Annotated in this window: 21 protein-coding genes; 20 read left to right on the top strand and 1 reads right to left on the bottom strand. The window is 61.6% G+C overall.

Annotated features, from left to right (window positions below):
• Positions 1-3: 3 nt before the first annotated feature.
• The 15 genes from rplX to rplQ all read left to right on the top strand — a co-directional run bounded on the left by rplX (position 4) and on the right by rplQ (position 9,146).
• Positions 4-318, top strand: coding sequence for a 50S ribosomal protein L24 (rplX, locus tag ABID19_RS18535; RefSeq protein WP_013531428.1), 315 nt, complete (start codon positions 4-6; stop codon positions 316-318).
• The gene (rplE, locus tag ABID19_RS18530; protein WP_023799287.1) at positions 311-889 is read left to right on the top strand and encodes a 50S ribosomal protein L5; all 579 of its coding nucleotides are present in this window, start codon (positions 311-313) and stop codon (positions 887-889) included. The genes rplX and rplE overlap by 8 nt, the downstream gene beginning before the upstream one ends.
• A gap of 27 nt (positions 890-916) precedes the next feature.
• Positions 917-1,222 (top strand): 30S ribosomal protein S14, encoded by a 306-nt coding sequence (rpsN, locus tag ABID19_RS18525; protein WP_127851861.1) that lies wholly within the window; start codon positions 917-919, stop codon positions 1,220-1,222.
• 12 nt (positions 1,223-1,234) lie between these two features.
• Positions 1,235-1,633, top strand: coding sequence for a 30S ribosomal protein S8 (gene rpsH, locus ABID19_RS18520; RefSeq protein WP_006205453.1), 399 nt, complete (start codon positions 1,235-1,237; stop codon positions 1,631-1,633).
• A gap of 97 nt (positions 1,634-1,730) precedes the next feature.
• Positions 1,731-2,264 (top strand): 50S ribosomal protein L6, encoded by a 534-nt coding sequence (gene rplF, locus ABID19_RS18515; RefSeq protein WP_023799285.1) that lies wholly within the window; start codon positions 1,731-1,733, stop codon positions 2,262-2,264.
• Positions 2,265-2,458: 194 nt separating this feature from the next.
• A complete protein-coding gene (gene rplR, locus ABID19_RS18510) occupies positions 2,459-2,818 on the top strand; it encodes a 50S ribosomal protein L18 (RefSeq protein WP_292405045.1) in 360 nt (119 codons plus the stop codon).
• A gap of 80 nt (positions 2,819-2,898) precedes the next feature.
• Entirely contained in the window at positions 2,899-3,462 is a 564-nt protein-coding gene (gene rpsE, locus ABID19_RS18505; protein WP_006333394.1) for a 30S ribosomal protein S5, read from the top strand.
• A gap of 24 nt (positions 3,463-3,486) precedes the next feature.
• Entirely contained in the window at positions 3,487-3,684 is a 198-nt protein-coding gene (gene rpmD, locus ABID19_RS18500; RefSeq protein ID WP_006205449.1) for a 50S ribosomal protein L30, read from the top strand.
• A gap of 22 nt (positions 3,685-3,706) precedes the next feature.
• Positions 3,707-4,180, top strand: a complete 474-nt coding sequence (rplO, locus tag ABID19_RS18495; protein WP_352930413.1) for a 50S ribosomal protein L15 — start codon at positions 3,707-3,709, stop codon at positions 4,178-4,180.
• Between the two features lie 190 nt (positions 4,181-4,370).
• Positions 4,371-5,711 carry a preprotein translocase subunit SecY gene (secY, locus tag ABID19_RS18490; protein WP_145716561.1) on the top strand — a complete coding sequence of 447 codons (1,341 nt, stop codon included), beginning with the start codon at positions 4,371-4,373 and terminating at the stop codon, positions 5,709-5,711.
• Positions 5,708-6,316 carry an adenylate kinase gene (locus ABID19_RS18485; RefSeq protein ID WP_354492402.1) on the top strand — a complete coding sequence of 203 codons (609 nt, stop codon included), beginning with the start codon at positions 5,708-5,710 and terminating at the stop codon, positions 6,314-6,316. Before secY ends, ABID19_RS18485 begins: the two co-directional genes overlap by 4 nt.
• A gap of 191 nt (positions 6,317-6,507) precedes the next feature.
• Entirely contained in the window at positions 6,508-6,876 is a 369-nt protein-coding gene (gene rpsM / locus ABID19_RS18480; RefSeq protein ID WP_029352234.1) for a 30S ribosomal protein S13, read from the top strand.
• Between the two features lie 160 nt (positions 6,877-7,036).
• A complete protein-coding gene (gene rpsK, locus ABID19_RS18475) occupies positions 7,037-7,426 on the top strand; it encodes a 30S ribosomal protein S11 (RefSeq protein ID WP_023799279.1) in 390 nt (129 codons plus the stop codon).
• A 133-nt stretch (positions 7,427-7,559) separates the two neighbouring features.
• Positions 7,560-8,570, top strand: coding sequence for a DNA-directed RNA polymerase subunit alpha (locus tag ABID19_RS18470; RefSeq protein WP_006333400.1), 1,011 nt, complete (start codon positions 7,560-7,562; stop codon positions 8,568-8,570).
• A 144-nt stretch (positions 8,571-8,714) separates the two neighbouring features.
• Entirely contained in the window at positions 8,715-9,146 is a 432-nt protein-coding gene (gene rplQ / locus ABID19_RS18465; protein ID WP_023799277.1) for a 50S ribosomal protein L17, read from the top strand.
• A 67-nt stretch (positions 9,147-9,213) separates the two neighbouring features.
• Here rplQ and ABID19_RS18460 read toward each other — a convergent pair whose 3' ends face one another.
• On the bottom strand, positions 9,214-9,819 hold the full coding sequence (locus tag ABID19_RS18460; RefSeq protein ID WP_354492401.1) for a hypothetical protein: 606 nt from the start codon (positions 9,817-9,819) through the stop codon (positions 9,214-9,216).
• 134 nt (positions 9,820-9,953) lie between these two features.
• Between ABID19_RS18460 and ABID19_RS18455 the strand changes: the two genes are divergently transcribed.
• From ABID19_RS18455 to ABID19_RS18435, 5 genes are all read left to right on the top strand, one after another.
• A complete protein-coding gene (locus tag ABID19_RS18455) occupies positions 9,954-11,441 on the top strand; it encodes a DegQ family serine endoprotease (RefSeq protein WP_354492400.1) in 1,488 nt (495 codons plus the stop codon).
• A 51-nt stretch (positions 11,442-11,492) separates the two neighbouring features.
• Positions 11,493-12,803: a replication-associated recombination protein A gene (locus tag ABID19_RS18450; RefSeq protein ID WP_354492399.1), complete on the top strand. Its 1,311-nt coding sequence runs from the start codon at positions 11,493-11,495 to the stop codon at positions 12,801-12,803.
• An 88-nt stretch (positions 12,804-12,891) separates the two neighbouring features.
• Positions 12,892-13,269 (top strand): fluoride efflux transporter CrcB, encoded by a 378-nt coding sequence (crcB, locus tag ABID19_RS18445; protein ID WP_354492398.1) that lies wholly within the window; start codon positions 12,892-12,894, stop codon positions 13,267-13,269.
• A 141-nt stretch (positions 13,270-13,410) separates the two neighbouring features.
• Positions 13,411-14,391, top strand: a complete 981-nt coding sequence (locus tag ABID19_RS18440; RefSeq protein WP_354492397.1) for an RluA family pseudouridine synthase — start codon at positions 13,411-13,413, stop codon at positions 14,389-14,391.
• A 50-nt stretch (positions 14,392-14,441) separates the two neighbouring features.
• On the top strand, positions 14,442-15,317 hold the full coding sequence (locus ABID19_RS18435; RefSeq protein ID WP_354492567.1) for a DMT family transporter: 876 nt from the start codon (positions 14,442-14,444) through the stop codon (positions 15,315-15,317).
• The last annotated feature ends 5 nt before the right edge of the window (positions 15,318-15,322 follow it).

Below are 15,322 nucleotides of genomic sequence, written 5' to 3'. Positions count from 1 at the left end.
CCAATGCAAAAGATTAGAAAAGGCGACAAGGTCGTCGTGCTGGCCGGCAAGGACAAGGGCCGTTCGGGCGAAGTCCTCTCGGTACAGCCGAAGGAAGACACCGCGCTGGTGCGCGGCGTCAACATGATCCGTCGTCACCAGAAGCAGTCCCAGTCCCAAGAGGGCGGGATCATCACCAAGGAAGCGCCGATCCAGCTGTCGAACATCGCGCTGGCCGACCCCAAGGATGGCAAGCCGACCCGCGTCGGTTTCATCTTCCAGAAGGACGGCAAGAAGGTGCGCGTCGCCAAGCGCTCGGGAGAAGTCATCAATGGCTAAGGCTCAAACCAAGCAGGCGACTGCTCAGAACACGCCGCGCCTCAAGCAGGTCTACAACGAGACCATTCGCAAGGCGCTGCAGGAGCAGTTCGGCTACGAAAACGAGATGCAGGTTCCGCGCATCGACAAGATCGTGCTGAACATGGGCGTCGGCGAAGCGACCGGCGATTCGAAGAAGCCTTCGATCGCGGCGGAAGATCTTGCGCTGATCGCTGGCCAGAAGGCGGTCGTCACCCACGCCCGCAATTCGATCGCCGGCTTCAAGGTCCGCGAAAAGATGCCGATCGGCGCCAAGGTCACGCTGCGCAAGGAACGCATGTACGAGTTCCTCGACCGTCTCGTGAACATCGCGCTGCCGCGCGTCCGCGACTTCCGCGGGCTCAATCCGAAGAGCTTCGATGGGCGTGGCAACTATGCCATGGGCATCAAGGAACACATCGTGTTCCCGGAGATCAACTACGACAAGGTTGATCAGATCTGGGGCATGGACGTCATCGTTTGTACGACTGCGAAGACGGACGACGAAGCCAGGGCATTGCTCAAGGCCTTCAACTTCCCCTTCCGCCAGTAACGGCAGCGAGAAAAGGAAAAATCTGAAATGGCAAAGACCAGCTCAGTCGAGAAGAACAACAGGCGCCGTAAGCTTGCGGACCAGTACGCTGCCAAGCGTAAGGCCCTCAAGGCGATCATCATGGATCAGTCCAAGCCGATGGAAGAGCGCTTCCGCGCCCAGCTGAAGCTTGCGGCACTGCCGCGCAACTCGGCCAAGATACGCATCCGCAACCGCTGCGAAGTCACCGGACGTCCGCGTGCCTACTATCGCAAGCTCAAAGTATCGCGCATCGCGCTTCGTGATCTCGGCAACAACGGCCAGATCCCGGGCCTGGTCAAGTCGAGCTGGTAAGGAGGACATAACATGTCATTGAGCGATCCTCTCGGCGATATGCTGACCCGCATCCGCAACGCCTACGGCCGCAAGAAGTCGAGCGTTTCGACGCCGGCCTCGCGCCTGCGTACCCGCGTCCTCGACGTGCTGAAGGCGGAAGGCTATATACGCGACTACAGTCAGACCGACTTCGACAACGGCAAGTCCGAAATCGAGATCGAGCTGAAGTATTTCGACGGCGCGCCGGTCGTGCGCGAAATCGCCCGCGTCTCCAAGCCTGGCCGCCGCGTTTACGTTTCGGCGAAGTCGATCCCACACGTCGCCAACGGCCTCGGCATCGCCATCCTTTCGACGCCGAAGGGCGTCATGGCCGACCACGAAGCGCGTGAACAGAATGTCGGCGGGGAAATCCTCTGCCAGATCTTCTGATCTGGCAGCGAGATCCCGAAAAGTGGTTACCGGTTTTCGGGCAAGATCTCGCTCGAAAATAGAGACCTGAAACAAGAGAAGTGACGAGGACAACAAAATGTCTCGTATTGGAAAGAAACCCGTTTCGCTGCCGCAGGGCGTGACCGCGACCGTCGATGGCCAGACCGTCACGGCGAAGGGCCCCAAGGGTGAGCTGAAGTTCGTGGTGAACGACGAAGTTCTGGTCAAGATGGAAGGTAGCGAGATCGCTGTCCAGCCGCGCGACCAGACCAAGACCGCCCGCTCCAAATGGGGCATGTCGCGCACGCAGATCGTCAACATCCTGCAGGGCGTCAAGGACGGTTTCGAAAAGAAGCTCGAGATCACCGGCGTCGGCTATCGCGCCGCCATGCAGGGCAAGAACCTGCAGCTGGCGCTCGGCTTCAGCCATGACGTTGTCTACGAGACGCCGCAGGACATCACGATCACCGTCCCGAAGCCGACGGAAATCACCGTGACCGGCATCGACAAGCAGAAGGTCGGTCAGGTTGCCGCCGAGATCCGCGAATATCGCGGTCCCGAGCCGTACAAGGGCAAGGGCGTTCGTTACGCTGGCGAGAAGATCGTCCGCAAGGAAGGCAAGAAGAAGTAGTTTCGTCAATGGTGAATGGTGAATGGTAAAATGGCAATAGGATAGAGCAGGGGGCCGGGTGGCACCTCGTTTCTACCATTCACCGTTTTTCCATTCACCATTCACTGCAAATCAACGCCGCGGGGAGCGGTCGCGGGAGGCCTGTCCTACCGCACAGGGTTGCCCCCGTTTTTTGAAGGCAAGGAACTGATATCATGGGCTCGAAAGAATCCACCCAACGCCGCGCTCAGCGCGTCCGCCGCCAGATCAAGAAGGTCGCGGGCGAGCGTCCGCGCCTGTCGGTCCACCGCACGTCGAAGAACATCTACGTCCAGGTCATCGACGACGCCAAGGGCCACACCATCGTTGCAGCCTCGACGCTGGAGAAAGACCTCAAGGGTTCGCTCAAGACCGGCGCCGACACTGCTGCGGCAGTGGCAATCGGCAAGCTGATCGCCGAGCGTGCTTCGAAGGCCGGCGTCAAGGAAGTCGTCTTCGACCGCGGACCGTACATCTATCACGGCCGCGTCAAGGCGCTGGCCGAGGCTGCTCGTGAAGGTGGCTTGAGCTTCTAAAAAGTTTCGCCCCCGGCAACCCGCAGAGGTGCCGGATATCATCATCAACCGTGCTTCCGGAAAAAAACAAGGAACAGGATATGGCACAGGAACGTAGGGATGGCGGCCGCGGCCGTGATCGCGAAGAGCGCGACGATGGCATGGTGGATAAGCTCGTCCACATCAACCGCGTCGCCAAGGTCGTCAAGGGCGGCCGGCGCTTCGGTTTTGCAGCACTCGTCGTCGTCGGCGACCAGAAGGGTCGCGTTGGCTTCGGTCACGGCAAGGCGCGCGAAGTGCCGGAGGCGATCCGCAAGGCGACTGAATCGGCCAAGCGCGACATGATCTTCGTGCCGCTGCGCTCGGGCCGCACGCTGCACCACGACGTCGAGGGACGCTGGGGTGCCGGACGCGTTCTGCTGCGCGCTGCCAAGCAGGGTACCGGCATCATCGCCGGCGGTCCGATGCGCGCCGTCTTCGAGACGCTCGGCATGCATGACGTGGTTGCCAAGTCGATGGGTTCGTCGAACCCGTACAACATGGTTCGCGCCACGTTCGACGCGCTGAAGAGCCAGATGCATCCCAAGGATGTGGCTGCTGCGCGCGGCATCAAGTATTCGACCCTTCAGGCCCGCCGCGGCACCGCCGTTGCGGCCGAAGAATAGTCGATCTGACCAGGGATTTTGACCATGGCCAAGAAAGCAACCAAGACCATCACCGTCGAGCAGATCGGTTCGCCGATCCGCCGGCCGAAGGAGCAGCGCGCGACGCTGGTCGGCCTCGGCCTCAACAAGATGCACAAGCAGCGCACGCTGGAGGACACCCCCTCCGTGCGCGGCATGATCGCTGCCGTCCAGCATCTCGTCCGCGTCGTGGACGAGGGCTGAGCCAGAGCGCAGGAGAACTCAGATGAAACTCAACGATCTGCGTGACAAGGACGGCGCGACGCATTCCAAGAAGCGCCTCGGCCGTGGCATCGGCTCCGGCTCGGGCAAGACCGCCGGTCGCGGCGTCAAGGGTCAGAAGGCGCGCTCGGGCGTTGCCGTCAACGGCTTCGAGGGCGGCCAGATGCCGCTCTACCGTCGCCTGCCGAAGCGTGGCTTCAACAACATCTTCGCCAAGAGCTTCACGGTCGTGTCGCTGGCCCGCATCCAGGCCGCGCTCGACGCCAAGAAGCTTGACGCCAAGACGATCGTGACGGCCGAAGCGCTGGTCGCTGCCGGCGTCATCCGCCGCGTCAAAGACGGCGTGCGCATCCTCTCGGACGGCGACATCAAGGCGAAGCTCGCCTTCGACGTGGCCGGCGCCTCCAAGGCTGCCATCGAAAAGATCGAAAAGGCCGGCGGTTCGGTGAAGCTGCCGGAAAAGGCAGCCGCCGAGTAACGTCGATTTGAAGCGCGATCGGCAAGAGTGGGATCCGTTTCGCTTTCGATTGCGTTTTGATCCGACCAATATGGCGGCCGCGTCAACGCGGCCGCTTGCATGTTTGCAGTCCGGAGCTTATCTCGTGAGCTTCGGTGACACGCGCCGCCTGAGTGCGGGCCATCGAGCGTGACCAAGCGGAGAATCAGGCATGGCTTCGGCTGCTGAACAACTAGCCTCGAATCTGAATTTCTCGGCCTTTGCCAAGGCGGAGGATCTGAAGAAGCGCATCTGGTTCACCATCGGCGCGCTGCTCGTCTACCGCCTCGGCACCTACATTCCGCTGCCCGGCATCAATCCCGACGCTTTCGCCCAGGCCTTCTCCTCGCAGAGCAAGGGCGTGCTTGGCATGTTCAACATGTTCGCCGGCGGCGCCGTGGAGCGCATGGCGATCTTTGCCCTCGGCATCATGCCCTACATCTCCGCTTCCATCATCATGCAGCTGATGACCTCCGTCATCCCGTCGCTGGAAGCGCTGAAGAAGGAAGGCGAACAGGGCCGCAAGGTCATCAACCAGTACACGCGCTACGGCACCGTGCTTTTGGCGCTGGTCCAGGCCTACGGTATTTCGGTCGGCCTGGAAGGCGGCAACGGCATCGTCAGCGATCCCGGCATGTTCTTCCGCATCTCGACCGTCATTACGCTGGTCGGCGGCACCATGTTCCTGATGTGGCTCGGCGAGCAGATCACCGCCCGCGGCATCGGCAACGGCATTTCGCTGATCATCTTTTCCGGCATCGTCGCCGGCCTGCCGCAAGCCATCTCCGGTACGCTGGAACTGGGCCGCACCGGCGCGCTGTCGACCGGCCTGATCCTGGCGATCATCGTTCTTGCCGTCGTCGTCATCGCGCTGATCGTGTTCTTCGAGCGTGCCCAGCGGCGCTTGCTTATCCAGTATCCGAAGCGCCAGGTCGGCAACCGCATGTTCCAGGGCGACACCTCGCACCTGCCGCTCAAGCTCAACACGGCCGGCGTCATTCCGCCGATCTTCGCCTCTTCGCTGCTGTTGCTGCCGGCAACGGTCGCAGGCTTCTCGCAGACCACCAACATGCCTGCCTGGGCCAGTACGGTCCTGGCGGCTCTCGGCCACGGCCAGCCGCTCTACATGGCGTTCTACGCGGCGATGATCGTGTTTTTCGCCTTCTTCTATACGGCGATCGTCTTCAACCCGAAGGACACCGCCGACCAGCTCAAGAAGCATTCGGGTTTCATTCCGGGCTACCGTCCGGGCGAGCGCACGGCCGATTACATCGACTATGTTCTCACCCGCATCACCGTCGTCGGCGCCATTTATCTGGTGCTGGTGTGTCTGCTGCCCGAGTTCCTGATTTCAGCGACTGGCGTACCATTCTACCTCGGTGGCACATCGCTTCTGATCGTGGTCAGTGTAACGCTCGATACGGTGGCGCAGATTCAGGGTCACCTGATCGCGCATCAGTACGAGGGCCTGATCAAGAAGTCGAAGCTGCGCGGGGGGAAAAAGGCCAGATGAGGTTGATATTGCTTGGACCGCCAGGGGCGGGCAAGGGGACACAGGCACAAAGACTGGTAGAAAAATACGGCATACCCCAGCTCTCTACGGGAGATATGCTGCGCGCTGCAGTCCAGGCCGGCACCGAAGTCGGCAAGCGCGCCAAAGCGGTGATGGATGCCGGCGAACTGGTTTCCGATGCCATCGTCAATGCGATCGTGGCCGAGCGCATCGATCAGGCCGATTGCGCCGGGGGGTTCATCCTTGACGGATACCCGCGAACCCTGGTGCAAGCGGACGCCGTTGAATCGATGCTCTCGGATCGCGGCCTTACTCTCGACGCTGTCATCGAACTCGTCGTCGACGACAAGGCGCTGGTTGGCCGAATCGTCAAGCGCGCCGAAGAGGCCAATGCCGCGGGTCAGCCCGTGCGCAAAGACGACAATCCGGCGGTGTTCGAAGAGCGCCTGAGGGAGTACTACAAGAAAACGTCGCCGCTGATCGGCTACTACTATGCCAAGGGCAAGCTGAGAGGTGTCGACGGAATGGCCGACATCGATGCGGTGACGCAACAGATCGAAGCGGTGCTCGCGGCAGCGTCCCAAGCGGCGGCAAACGGAAAATAAACGATTGCGCTTGACTGGAGCGGTTCGCTGGGGTATGGCGGCCCGTCTTCCTATCAGGCATGAGGTTTGCTTGCCCGCAAGGGCAAGGCAGCCGCTTTGAACTGGAAACTCCCGCAAGGGCCGGCCTCCACCGGACGCGGGGCAACTTTGATAGCGCCGGCTTGTCCGGCCCACATGGAGAAGAGAAGAACATGGCTCGTATAGCCGGCGTCAACATTCCGACCAACAAGCGCGTCGTCATTGCGCTTCAGTACATTCACGGCATTGGCAAGAACTTTGCCCAGGAGATCGTCGACAAGGTCGGCATCCCGGCTGAGCGCCGCGTCAACCAACTGACCGACGCGGAAGTGCTGCAGATCCGCGAGACGATCGACCGCGACTATCAGGTCGAGGGCGATCTGCGCCGCGAAGTGTCGATGAACATCAAGCGGCTCATGGACCTCGGCTGCTATCGCGGCCTGCGTCATCGCCGCTCGCTGCCGGTTCGCGGTCAGCGCACGCATACCAATGCGCGTACCCGCAAGGGCCCGGCCAAGTCGATCGCCGGCAAGAAGAAGTAATTTTTAGGGGAATAAGGGAGTAGGGGAGTAAGGCAGTAGGGAATGACCGCCAATCGGGTCGCATTTTTCCCTACTCCCTTACTGCCCTATTCCCCTACTCCCTTACAAAGGTGGAGCCGCTGGCATTACGGCGGTGTAGAGATCAACTGAAAGGACCATCATGGCCAAGGAAGCCACACGTGTTCGCCGTCGCGAACGCAAGAATATCTCGTCGGGCGTTGCCCACGTCAACTCGACCTTCAACAACACGATGATCACCATCACCGATGCGCAGGGCAATTCGATTGCCTGGTCGTCGGCGGGAGCCCAGGGCTTCAAGGGATCTCGCAAGTCGACGCCGTTCGCTGCGCAGATGGCTGCCGAAGACGTCGCCAAGAAGGCCCAGGAACATGGCATGCGCATGCTCGAAGTCGAAGTCTGCGGACCGGGCTCCGGTCGTGAATCGGCGCTGCGCGCGCTGCAGGCAGCCGGTTTCACCATCACCTCGATCCGTGATGTGACACCGATCCCGCACAATGGCTGCCGCCCGCGCAAGAAGCGCCGCGTCTAAAGGCATGTCGCCCAAAGCGCGACGCGCTTTAGGAAATTACCGAACGCCGCGCGAACGCCAGTAGCGTTCCTCCACGGCATTCCAGGTCGCCCGCCACGATTGGATGGTGGCGGGTCAACGGAAGGAAAGCATTATGATCCAGAAAAATTGGCAGGAACTGATCAAGCCGAACAAGATCGAGTTTTCTTCGAAGAAGAAGACGCTGACCACGCTGGTCGCCGAGCCGCTCGAACGCGGCTTCGGTCTCACCCTCGGCAACGCGCTGCGTCGCGTGCTTCTGTCTTCGCTGCGTGGCGCGGCTGTGACCGCCGTGCAGATCGACGGCGTTCTGCATGAATTCTCGTCCATTGCCGGCGTGCGCGAGGACGTGACCGACATCGTCTTGAACATCAAGGAAATTGCCATCCGTATGGAAGGCGACGGCCCCAAGCGCATGGTCGTGCGCAAGCAGGGACCGGGCGCCGTTCTCGCCGGCGACATCCAGACGGTCGGCGACGTCGAGATCCTCAATCCCGACCACGTCATCTGCACGCTGGACGAGGGCGCTGAAATCCGCATGGAGTTCACCGTCGACACCGGCAAGGGCTACGTGCCGGCCGAACGCAATCGCGCCGAAGACGCGCCGATCGGTCTCATCCCGGTCGACAGTCTCTACTCTCCGGTCAAGAAGGTCTCCTACAAGGTCGAGAATACCCGCGAGGGTCAGGTTCTCGACTATGACAAGCTGACCATGACGATCGACACCGACGGTTCGATCTCGGGCGAGGACGCGGTGGCTTTCGCCGCCCGCATCCTGCAGGACCAGCTTGGCCTGTTCGTCAATTTCGACGAGCCGCAGAAGGAAGTCGCCGCCGAGCAGGTGACCGAACTTGCCTTCAACCCGGCGCTGCTCAAGAAGGTCGACGAACTCGAGCTTTCGGTGCGTTCGGCCAACTGCCTGAAGAACGACAACATCGTCTATATCGGCGACCTGATCCAGAAGACCGAAGCCGAGATGCTGCGCACCCCGAACTTCGGCCGCAAGTCGCTGAACGAGATCAAGGAAGTCCTTGCGGCGATGGGCCTGCACCTCGGCATGGAAGTGCCGGACTGGCCGCCGGAAAACATCGAAGACCTCGCAAAGCGTTACGAAGATCAATACTGACCGGTGAATTGAGAATGGTGAAATGGTGAATGGTCGCCGGTCGGCGACTTCGGAGAGATAGAGCCCTTCCATTCACCATTCACTATTGACCATTCACAAAACGAAACAGCCGGGCCAACCGCCCACAAAACCAGGAGAAGAGCCATGCGCCACGGATTTAAAGGCCGCCGGTTCGCCCGCAGCATCAGCCACCGTAAGTCGATGTTTGCCAATCTTGCCGTGTCGCTCATCGAGCATGAGCAGATCCTCACCACCTTGCCGAAGGCGAAGGATTTGCGTCCGATCGTCGAGAAGCTGGTGACGCTCGGCAAGCGCGGCGATCTGCATGCCCGCCGCCAGGTGATTGCCCAGATCGGCAATGAAGGTGTCGTCAAGCGCCTGTTCGATACGATCGCGCCGCGCTACGCCACCCGCAACGGCGGCTATCTGCGTATCATGAAGGCGGGCTTCCGCCACGGTGACAATGCCGCCATGGCGGTCATCGAGTTCGTCGATCGCGACACCTCGGCCAAGGGCGCCGGCGACCGTGCCCGCATCGAGGCCGAAGGCACCGACGAGGAAGCCGCAGCCGCATAAGCTTCGGTCTTTCTTGAAGGAATTCAAAGGGGCCTGCGGGCCCCTTTCGTATGCCGGTCTTTGTCGCCTATCGAAGAATGGTTAGGTAGTCGCGCCCGCTCAGCAGCTTCCAATTGAAAGCACCCGGTATCTGTTCGACCCTCGGGTAGGGAAAGGAATAGATACTGTCGAGGGTCGCTCGGGAATCGATATCGCTGACCAATTGCGACACGGTGAAATCGTTCAAGTACCTTTGGGCGTCTTGATCCTCGATGAAGTCGGTATTGACCTGGAAGTGTATCTGAATCGGGCCGGCGCAGATGTTGAGCAGGATATCGTCGTTCACAGCAGCATAGAACACTTTGGCGACTTCTGAAGCCCACAGGCCTGCAGCCAGGAATTTCGAGGGCTTCGTATCCCCGCTGAGCCCATCCAGTGACAGCACAAGGCGATCGGTGAGAACTTCGAAGTCGCCTTTGAGATAACCGGCTTCTTCGATCTGAAACCAGTTCATCTGGTGAGGCGCTTCGTCATCAAAGGAAATTTCGAGCTTTCCGAAAGTCCAATAGACCGGATCGGCATGCTCAGGTGTGCCGAGTGCGTTGGCAACGTCGGTCATTCTCATAGAAGGGGAAACCGGCCCCAAAGTGCCGGTCTTCAAAAAGTCACGGAATGAAACGAGTTGTTTTTTCATGAAGTCTGACAAGGCTTTCCGGTTTCAAACAGCCCTATAGCTGCTTTGCTACCCAAAATAATTCGATTTCATCGCCTTAGCCTTTCATTTTGCACAATCGTCGGGACAATGGCGCCCGATCTGGAGGATTCGGAATGCGTGTCAAACGGCTGTCCCTTGTTCTACTCTGCGCCTTGATGGCGCTGGCAGCCGTGCCGGCGACCATGCAGGCGCTGGCGCAGGACACCAAGGCCGATCCCGGTCTGTCCGATGTGCTGACCGACATGCTGCGCGGCGCCGAAGGCGAAAATGAAACCTCCGGTCCAGACAAACGTGTGCCGTTCGGCCGCGAGGAAGTGCAATTGTCGTTCGCGCCGCTGGTCAAGCAGACGGCGCCGGCCGTAGTCAATGTCTATGCCTCGCAAACGGCCAGGGTGAGGTCGCCCTTCGACGGCGATCCGTTCTTCGAAGAGTTCTTCGGCCGTTCGCAGCCGCGAGCGCAGTCATCGCTCGGCTCCGGCGTGCTGGTCGACCCGACCGGCATTGTGGTCACCAACTTCCACGTCATCAAGGACGCCGACCAGGTCAAGGTCGCCACAGCGGACGGGCGGGAGTTCGACAGCAAGGTGCTGCTTAAGGACGAGACGCTCGACCTCGCCGTGCTCAAGATCTCCGCCGACAAGCCATTTCCGGTCGTCGCCATCGGCGATTCCGACGCGCTCGAAGTTGGCGACCTGGTGCTGGCCATCGGCAATCCCTTCGGTGTCGGCCAAACCACCACCAGCGGCATCATTTCGGCGGTTGCCCGCAGCCACATCGGCGTTTCCGATTCCAGTTTCTTCATCCAGACCGACGCCGCGATCAACCCCGGCAACTCGGGCGGTGCGCTGATCAACATGGGTGGCCAACTGGTCGGCATCAACACGGCGATCTATAGCCGCAGCGGCGGCTCTATCGGCATTGGCTTTGCTATCCCCTCCAACATGGTTCGCGCCTTTGCCGATGCGGCCAAGGCCGGGCGCGACTTCTTCGAGCGCCCCTATATCGGCGCTGAATTCGAGCGCGTGACGCCACAAATCGCCGAATCGCTCGGTCTGGAGACACCGACTGGGGCGCTGGTCTCGTCCGTCGAAGAAACAGGGCCGGCGGCCACCGCGGGGCTCAAACCCGGTGACGTCGTGCTGTCGCTCAATGGCACACCGGTCGAGAGTATCGAGGCGCTGGATTACCGGATGGCAACGCTGTCGATCGGCAGCAATGCCAGCTTCGCCGTCTTGAGCAAAGGCCAGCAAGCGACGATGGACATCGCGCTGGAACGCGCGCCGGAAGGCTCAAAACTTGCGGAAGTGACACTGCGTGGTCGCAGCCCGTTTTCCGGTGCCAAGGTTGCTGAACTGTCGCCTCGGCTCGCTCAGCGGCTCGGCATGCGCACCGATGCCAAGGGCGTTACCGTGATCGACATCAATCGCGGTTCGCCCGCAGCCGGTTTCGGTTTCCAGCCGGGCGACATCGTTCGCGAGGTCAATGGCTTGACCATCGATACCGCCGCGACCTTGGAACAGGCAGCCATGCAGGAGACGCGCTGGTGGCGCTTTACCGTCGAGCGCGGCGGGCAGATACTACGCCAGGTGTTGCGTTACTGAGCCCGAGCCTCGATCCGTCGGACGAGATCGCGCTCCAACGAAAAGAAGTGCATGGCCGATCTGTTCAGTGTCGATGAACCGGAAAAGACGCCGCCCGGCAGGCCGCTGGCCGACCGACTGCGCCCGACGAACCTTGCCGAGGTCGTCGGCCAGGAGCATCTGACCGGGCCAGACGGCGCACTGACGCGGCTGATCGGCTCAGGCTCGCTCGGCTCGATGATCTTCTGGGGGCCGCCCGGGACCGGCAAGACGACGGTCGCGCGGCTGCTTGCCGGCGAGACCAGCCTTGCATTCGAACAGATATCGGCGGTGTTTTCCGGTGTCGCCGACTTGAAGAAAGTGTTCGAGGCGGCGAAGCTGCGCCGCACCAACGGCCGCCAGACGCTGCTTTTCGTCGACGAGATCCATCGCTTCAACCGCGCTCAGCAGGACAGTTTTCTGCCTGTCATGGAAGACGGCACCGTCGTGCTGGTCGGCGCCACCACCGAGAACCCGTCCTTTGAGCTGAATGCGGCGCTTCTGTCCCGCGCCCGCGTGCTGGTCTTCCATTCGCTCAATGAGGACAGCATCGCCAAGCTGCTGGCCCGGGCGGAGGAGACCGAGGGCAGGGCGCTGCCGCTCGACGACGAGGCGAGGGCGGTGCTCATTCGCATGAGCGACGGCGATGGCCGTGCGGCGCTGACGCTGGCCGAAGAGGTTTGGCGCGCCGCCAAGTCGGGCGAGGTGTTCGGCGCCGAAGGCCTGCAGCGCATCGTCCAGCGCCGCGCGCCAATCTATGACAAGGGCCAGGACGGCCACTACAATCTGATCTCGGCGCTGCACAAATCGGTGCGCGGTTCCGACCCGGACGCCGCCCTCTATTATCTCGCCCGCATGTTCGACGCCGGCGAGGATCCGCTCTATCTCGGCCGCCGGCTGGTGCGCATGGCGATGGAGGATATCGGGCTGGCCGACCCGCAGGCGCTGGTTATCGCCAATGCCGCCAAGGATGCCTACGATTATCTGGGCTCGCCAGAGGGCGAGCTCGCCTTCGCCGAGGCCACCGTCTACCTTGCCAGCGCGCCGAAATCCAATGCCGTCTACACCGCCTTCAAGGCTGCCACGCGGGCGGCGAAGGAGTTCGGATCGCTGCTGCCGCCCAAACACATCCTCAACGCGCCGACCAAGCTGATGAAAGAAGAGGATTACGGCGCGGGCTACCGTTATGACCATGATGAGCCGGACGCTTTTTCCGGACAGGATTACTTTCCGGAAAAGATGGGTCGCCACATATTCTACGATCCGCCGGAGCGCGGCTTCGAACGCGATATCAGGAAGCGGCTGGACTATTGGGCGAAGCTGAGAAGCGAGCGGGAAAAGTAGCCTCGCACGGTTCTGCTCGGGGCGGCGCCGCACGCACGCTGAGCGGCAGGGATTGACCGAGGTCGCCCTGTAAGGGCAGTAAACGACGATGATCAATCTCCTCCTCGTTGCCGCCGGCGGTGCTATTGGTGCCGGGCTTCGCCACATCGCCAATTTCGTTGCGCTGCGTCTTGTCGGCCCGAGTTTTCCCTGGGGCACGATGGCGATCAACATCGTCGGCTCCTTTGCCATGGGCCTGTTCATCGCGACCCTGGCGCGGCGCTACGGCGGATCGAATGAGCTTAAGTTGTTCGTTGCCACCGGCATCCTCGGCGGCTTCACCACCTTCTCCGCCTTTTCGCTCGATTTCGCGACGCTGTGGGAGCGTGGTGCGACGCTGCCGGCGTTCGGATATGCGCTTGCCAGCCTGATTGGCGCGATCACTGCCCTGTTTCTGGGTCTTTGGCTCGCAAGAAGCCTGCCTTAGTGCTATTGCCCCCGCTTACGACACCGCGCGTCACTTAGGACGCGTAGAGGACGCCGTAGCATTTTGATTTTGCGCATGATCCCTCAGAGAAAATCGGTTTCGATTTTCAGGCCATGCGCTGGAAACGGGTAAAGCGAGACAATGGCAGGCGTTGAACAGATCACGGTGGAGCCCGGCGAGGCGGGCATGCGGCTCGACCGCTGGTTCAAGACCCATTTCCCGGGCCTTGGCTTCGGCCATCTGCAAAAACTGCTGCGCTCCGGCCAGATCCGTGTCGATGGCGGTAGGGTGAAGGCCGATACCCGCGTCGAGCCGGGCCAGATGGTCCGCATCCCGCCGCTCGAAGTGGACAAGAAGGGTGAAAGCCCGCTCACCGGCCACTCGATCCGCAACCAGGGCGACGCCGACGTTCTGGCCAAGATGCTGATCCATGAAGATCCGAAAGTGTTCGTCTTCAACAAGCCGGCCGGCCTTGCCGTCCAGGGCGGCTCGGGCGTCACCCGCAACGTCGACGACATGCTGGAAGCCTGGCGCAATCAGAAGGGCGAGAAACCGCGCCTGGTGCACCGGCTCGACCGCGACACGTCAGGCGTTCTGGTCGTTGCTCGCACCAGGCTCGCTGCCATGAAGCTCGCCGAGGCGTTCCGGGCGCGTGAAACCAAGAAGACCTATTGGGCGCTGGTCAAGGGCGTGCCGCCGAAGCGCGAGGACAAGATCTCTACCTGGCTGATCAAGGAGCCGACGCCCGACGGCGACCGCGTGCGCGTCGCCAAGCACGGCGAAAAGGGCGCCGACCACGCGGTGTCCTACTACCGGATCGTCGAGCAGGCGGCGCAGACCTTGTCCTGGCTGGAGATGGAACCCTATACCGGCCGCACCCACCAGCTTCGCGTCCACGCGGCTCACATCGGCTGCCCGATCATCGGTGACCCCAAATATTTCGAGGCCGACACCAATTGGGATTTCCCCGGCGGCATGCAAAACCGCTTGCATCTGCACGCGCGCCGCATCGTTATCCCGCACCCCGACAAGGGTTTTATCGACGTCACCGCACCGATGCCGCCGCATATGCGCCAGAGCTGGAACCTGCTCGGTTTCGACGACGCGAGCGCGGAGGACTAGGTCCAGTGGGTATCGCCACCGATACGCTCGACCGCCGCGACACGGTCGATATGGCGGCCGCCGCCATCATGGTCGGGCTGACTTTTTCCTGGGGGCTGAACTACGTCGCCGCCAAGATCTCCTATGCCGGCTACGATCCCGTTTTCCTGTCGATCGCACGATCGGTCATTGGCGGTCTGTGCGTTCTCGTCTGGTGCCGCTGGCGCGGCATTGTGCTTTTTACCCGTGACGGAACGCTTGTCGCCGGCATTCTGGCGGGCGCGCTTTTTGGTCTCGAGTTCCTGTTTCTCTATATCGGACTCGAACAGACGACCGTCGCGCGCAACACCTTGCTGGTCAACACGATGCCGTTCTGGGTGCTGGTCGGCGGGCATTTCCTGCTGAACGAACCCATCACCGCGCGCCGGCTCGTCGGCCTCCTGCTCGCATTCGCTGGATTGGTTGCGGTGTTCTCCGACCAGTTGAGCGCCGACAACGGCGCGACACTGACCGGTGATCTGCTCAGTCTCGGCGCCGGCATTCTCTGGGCCCTGACCTACATCGTCATCAAGCGGACGAAATTGGCGGAAACGAGCGCCGAGAAATTGTTGCTCTATCAACTGGCCGGCGCTGCCGTGGTCGGCGCCCTGGTGCTGCCTTTCGCCGGCCCGCCCGTCCGCGACTTCGCCGCTTTGCCGACCTTGGCCCTGCTTTTCCAGGCGGTCTACGTCGTCGCCTTCACCTACGTGCTGTGGTTCTGGCTGCTCAGGCGCTATCCGGCGTCGGGCCTATCGAGTTTCACCTTCCTGTCGCCGGTGTTCGGCGTGATATGCGGCGCCATCTTCTTGAACGAGCCGCTGAGCGTTCGTATTTTCCTGGCACTCGGCCTCATCGCAGCCGGTCTGATCATTGTGAACCGGCCGATCCGAAAACAGATTCCCGGATGAAAGGC

It is taken from the genome of Mesorhizobium robiniae (assembly GCF_040545535.1).
Lineage (GTDB): Bacteria > Pseudomonadota > Alphaproteobacteria > Rhizobiales > Rhizobiaceae > Mesorhizobium > Mesorhizobium robiniae.
This window is presented reverse-complemented; position numbering and strand designations above follow the sequence as displayed.

Coding starts and splice junctions, on each gene's coding strand:
- rplX (WP_013531428.1), top strand. CDS start 4: ATGCAAAAGATTAGAAAAGGCGACAAGGTCGTCGTGCTGGCCGGCAAG.
- rplE (WP_023799287.1), top strand. CDS start 311: ATGGCTAAGGCTCAAACCAAGCAGGCGACTGCTCAGAACACGCCGCGC.
- rpsN (WP_127851861.1), top strand. CDS start 917: ATGGCAAAGACCAGCTCAGTCGAGAAGAACAACAGGCGCCGTAAGCTT.
- rpsH (WP_006205453.1), top strand. CDS start 1,235: ATGTCATTGAGCGATCCTCTCGGCGATATGCTGACCCGCATCCGCAAC.
- rplF (WP_023799285.1), top strand. CDS start 1,731: ATGTCTCGTATTGGAAAGAAACCCGTTTCGCTGCCGCAGGGCGTGACC.
- rplR (WP_292405045.1), top strand. CDS start 2,459: ATGGGCTCGAAAGAATCCACCCAACGCCGCGCTCAGCGCGTCCGCCGC.
- rpsE (WP_006333394.1), top strand. CDS start 2,899: ATGGCACAGGAACGTAGGGATGGCGGCCGCGGCCGTGATCGCGAAGAG.
- rpmD (WP_006205449.1), top strand. CDS start 3,487: ATGGCCAAGAAAGCAACCAAGACCATCACCGTCGAGCAGATCGGTTCG.
- rplO (WP_352930413.1), top strand. CDS start 3,707: ATGAAACTCAACGATCTGCGTGACAAGGACGGCGCGACGCATTCCAAG.
- secY (WP_145716561.1), top strand. CDS start 4,371: ATGGCTTCGGCTGCTGAACAACTAGCCTCGAATCTGAATTTCTCGGCC.
- ABID19_RS18485 (WP_354492402.1), top strand. CDS start 5,708: ATGAGGTTGATATTGCTTGGACCGCCAGGGGCGGGCAAGGGGACACAG.
- rpsM (WP_029352234.1), top strand. CDS start 6,508: ATGGCTCGTATAGCCGGCGTCAACATTCCGACCAACAAGCGCGTCGTC.
- rpsK (WP_023799279.1), top strand. CDS start 7,037: ATGGCCAAGGAAGCCACACGTGTTCGCCGTCGCGAACGCAAGAATATC.
- ABID19_RS18470 (WP_006333400.1), top strand. CDS start 7,560: ATGATCCAGAAAAATTGGCAGGAACTGATCAAGCCGAACAAGATCGAG.
- rplQ (WP_023799277.1), top strand. CDS start 8,715: ATGCGCCACGGATTTAAAGGCCGCCGGTTCGCCCGCAGCATCAGCCAC.
- ABID19_RS18460 (WP_354492401.1), bottom strand. CDS start 9,819: ATGAAAAAACAACTCGTTTCATTCCGTGACTTTTTGAAGACCGGCACT.
- ABID19_RS18455 (WP_354492400.1), top strand. CDS start 9,954: ATGCGTGTCAAACGGCTGTCCCTTGTTCTACTCTGCGCCTTGATGGCG.
- ABID19_RS18450 (WP_354492399.1), top strand. CDS start 11,493: ATGGCCGATCTGTTCAGTGTCGATGAACCGGAAAAGACGCCGCCCGGC.
- crcB (WP_354492398.1), top strand. CDS start 12,892: ATGATCAATCTCCTCCTCGTTGCCGCCGGCGGTGCTATTGGTGCCGGG.
- ABID19_RS18440 (WP_354492397.1), top strand. CDS start 13,411: ATGGCAGGCGTTGAACAGATCACGGTGGAGCCCGGCGAGGCGGGCATG.
- ABID19_RS18435 (WP_354492567.1), top strand. CDS start 14,442: ATGGCGGCCGCCGCCATCATGGTCGGGCTGACTTTTTCCTGGGGGCTG.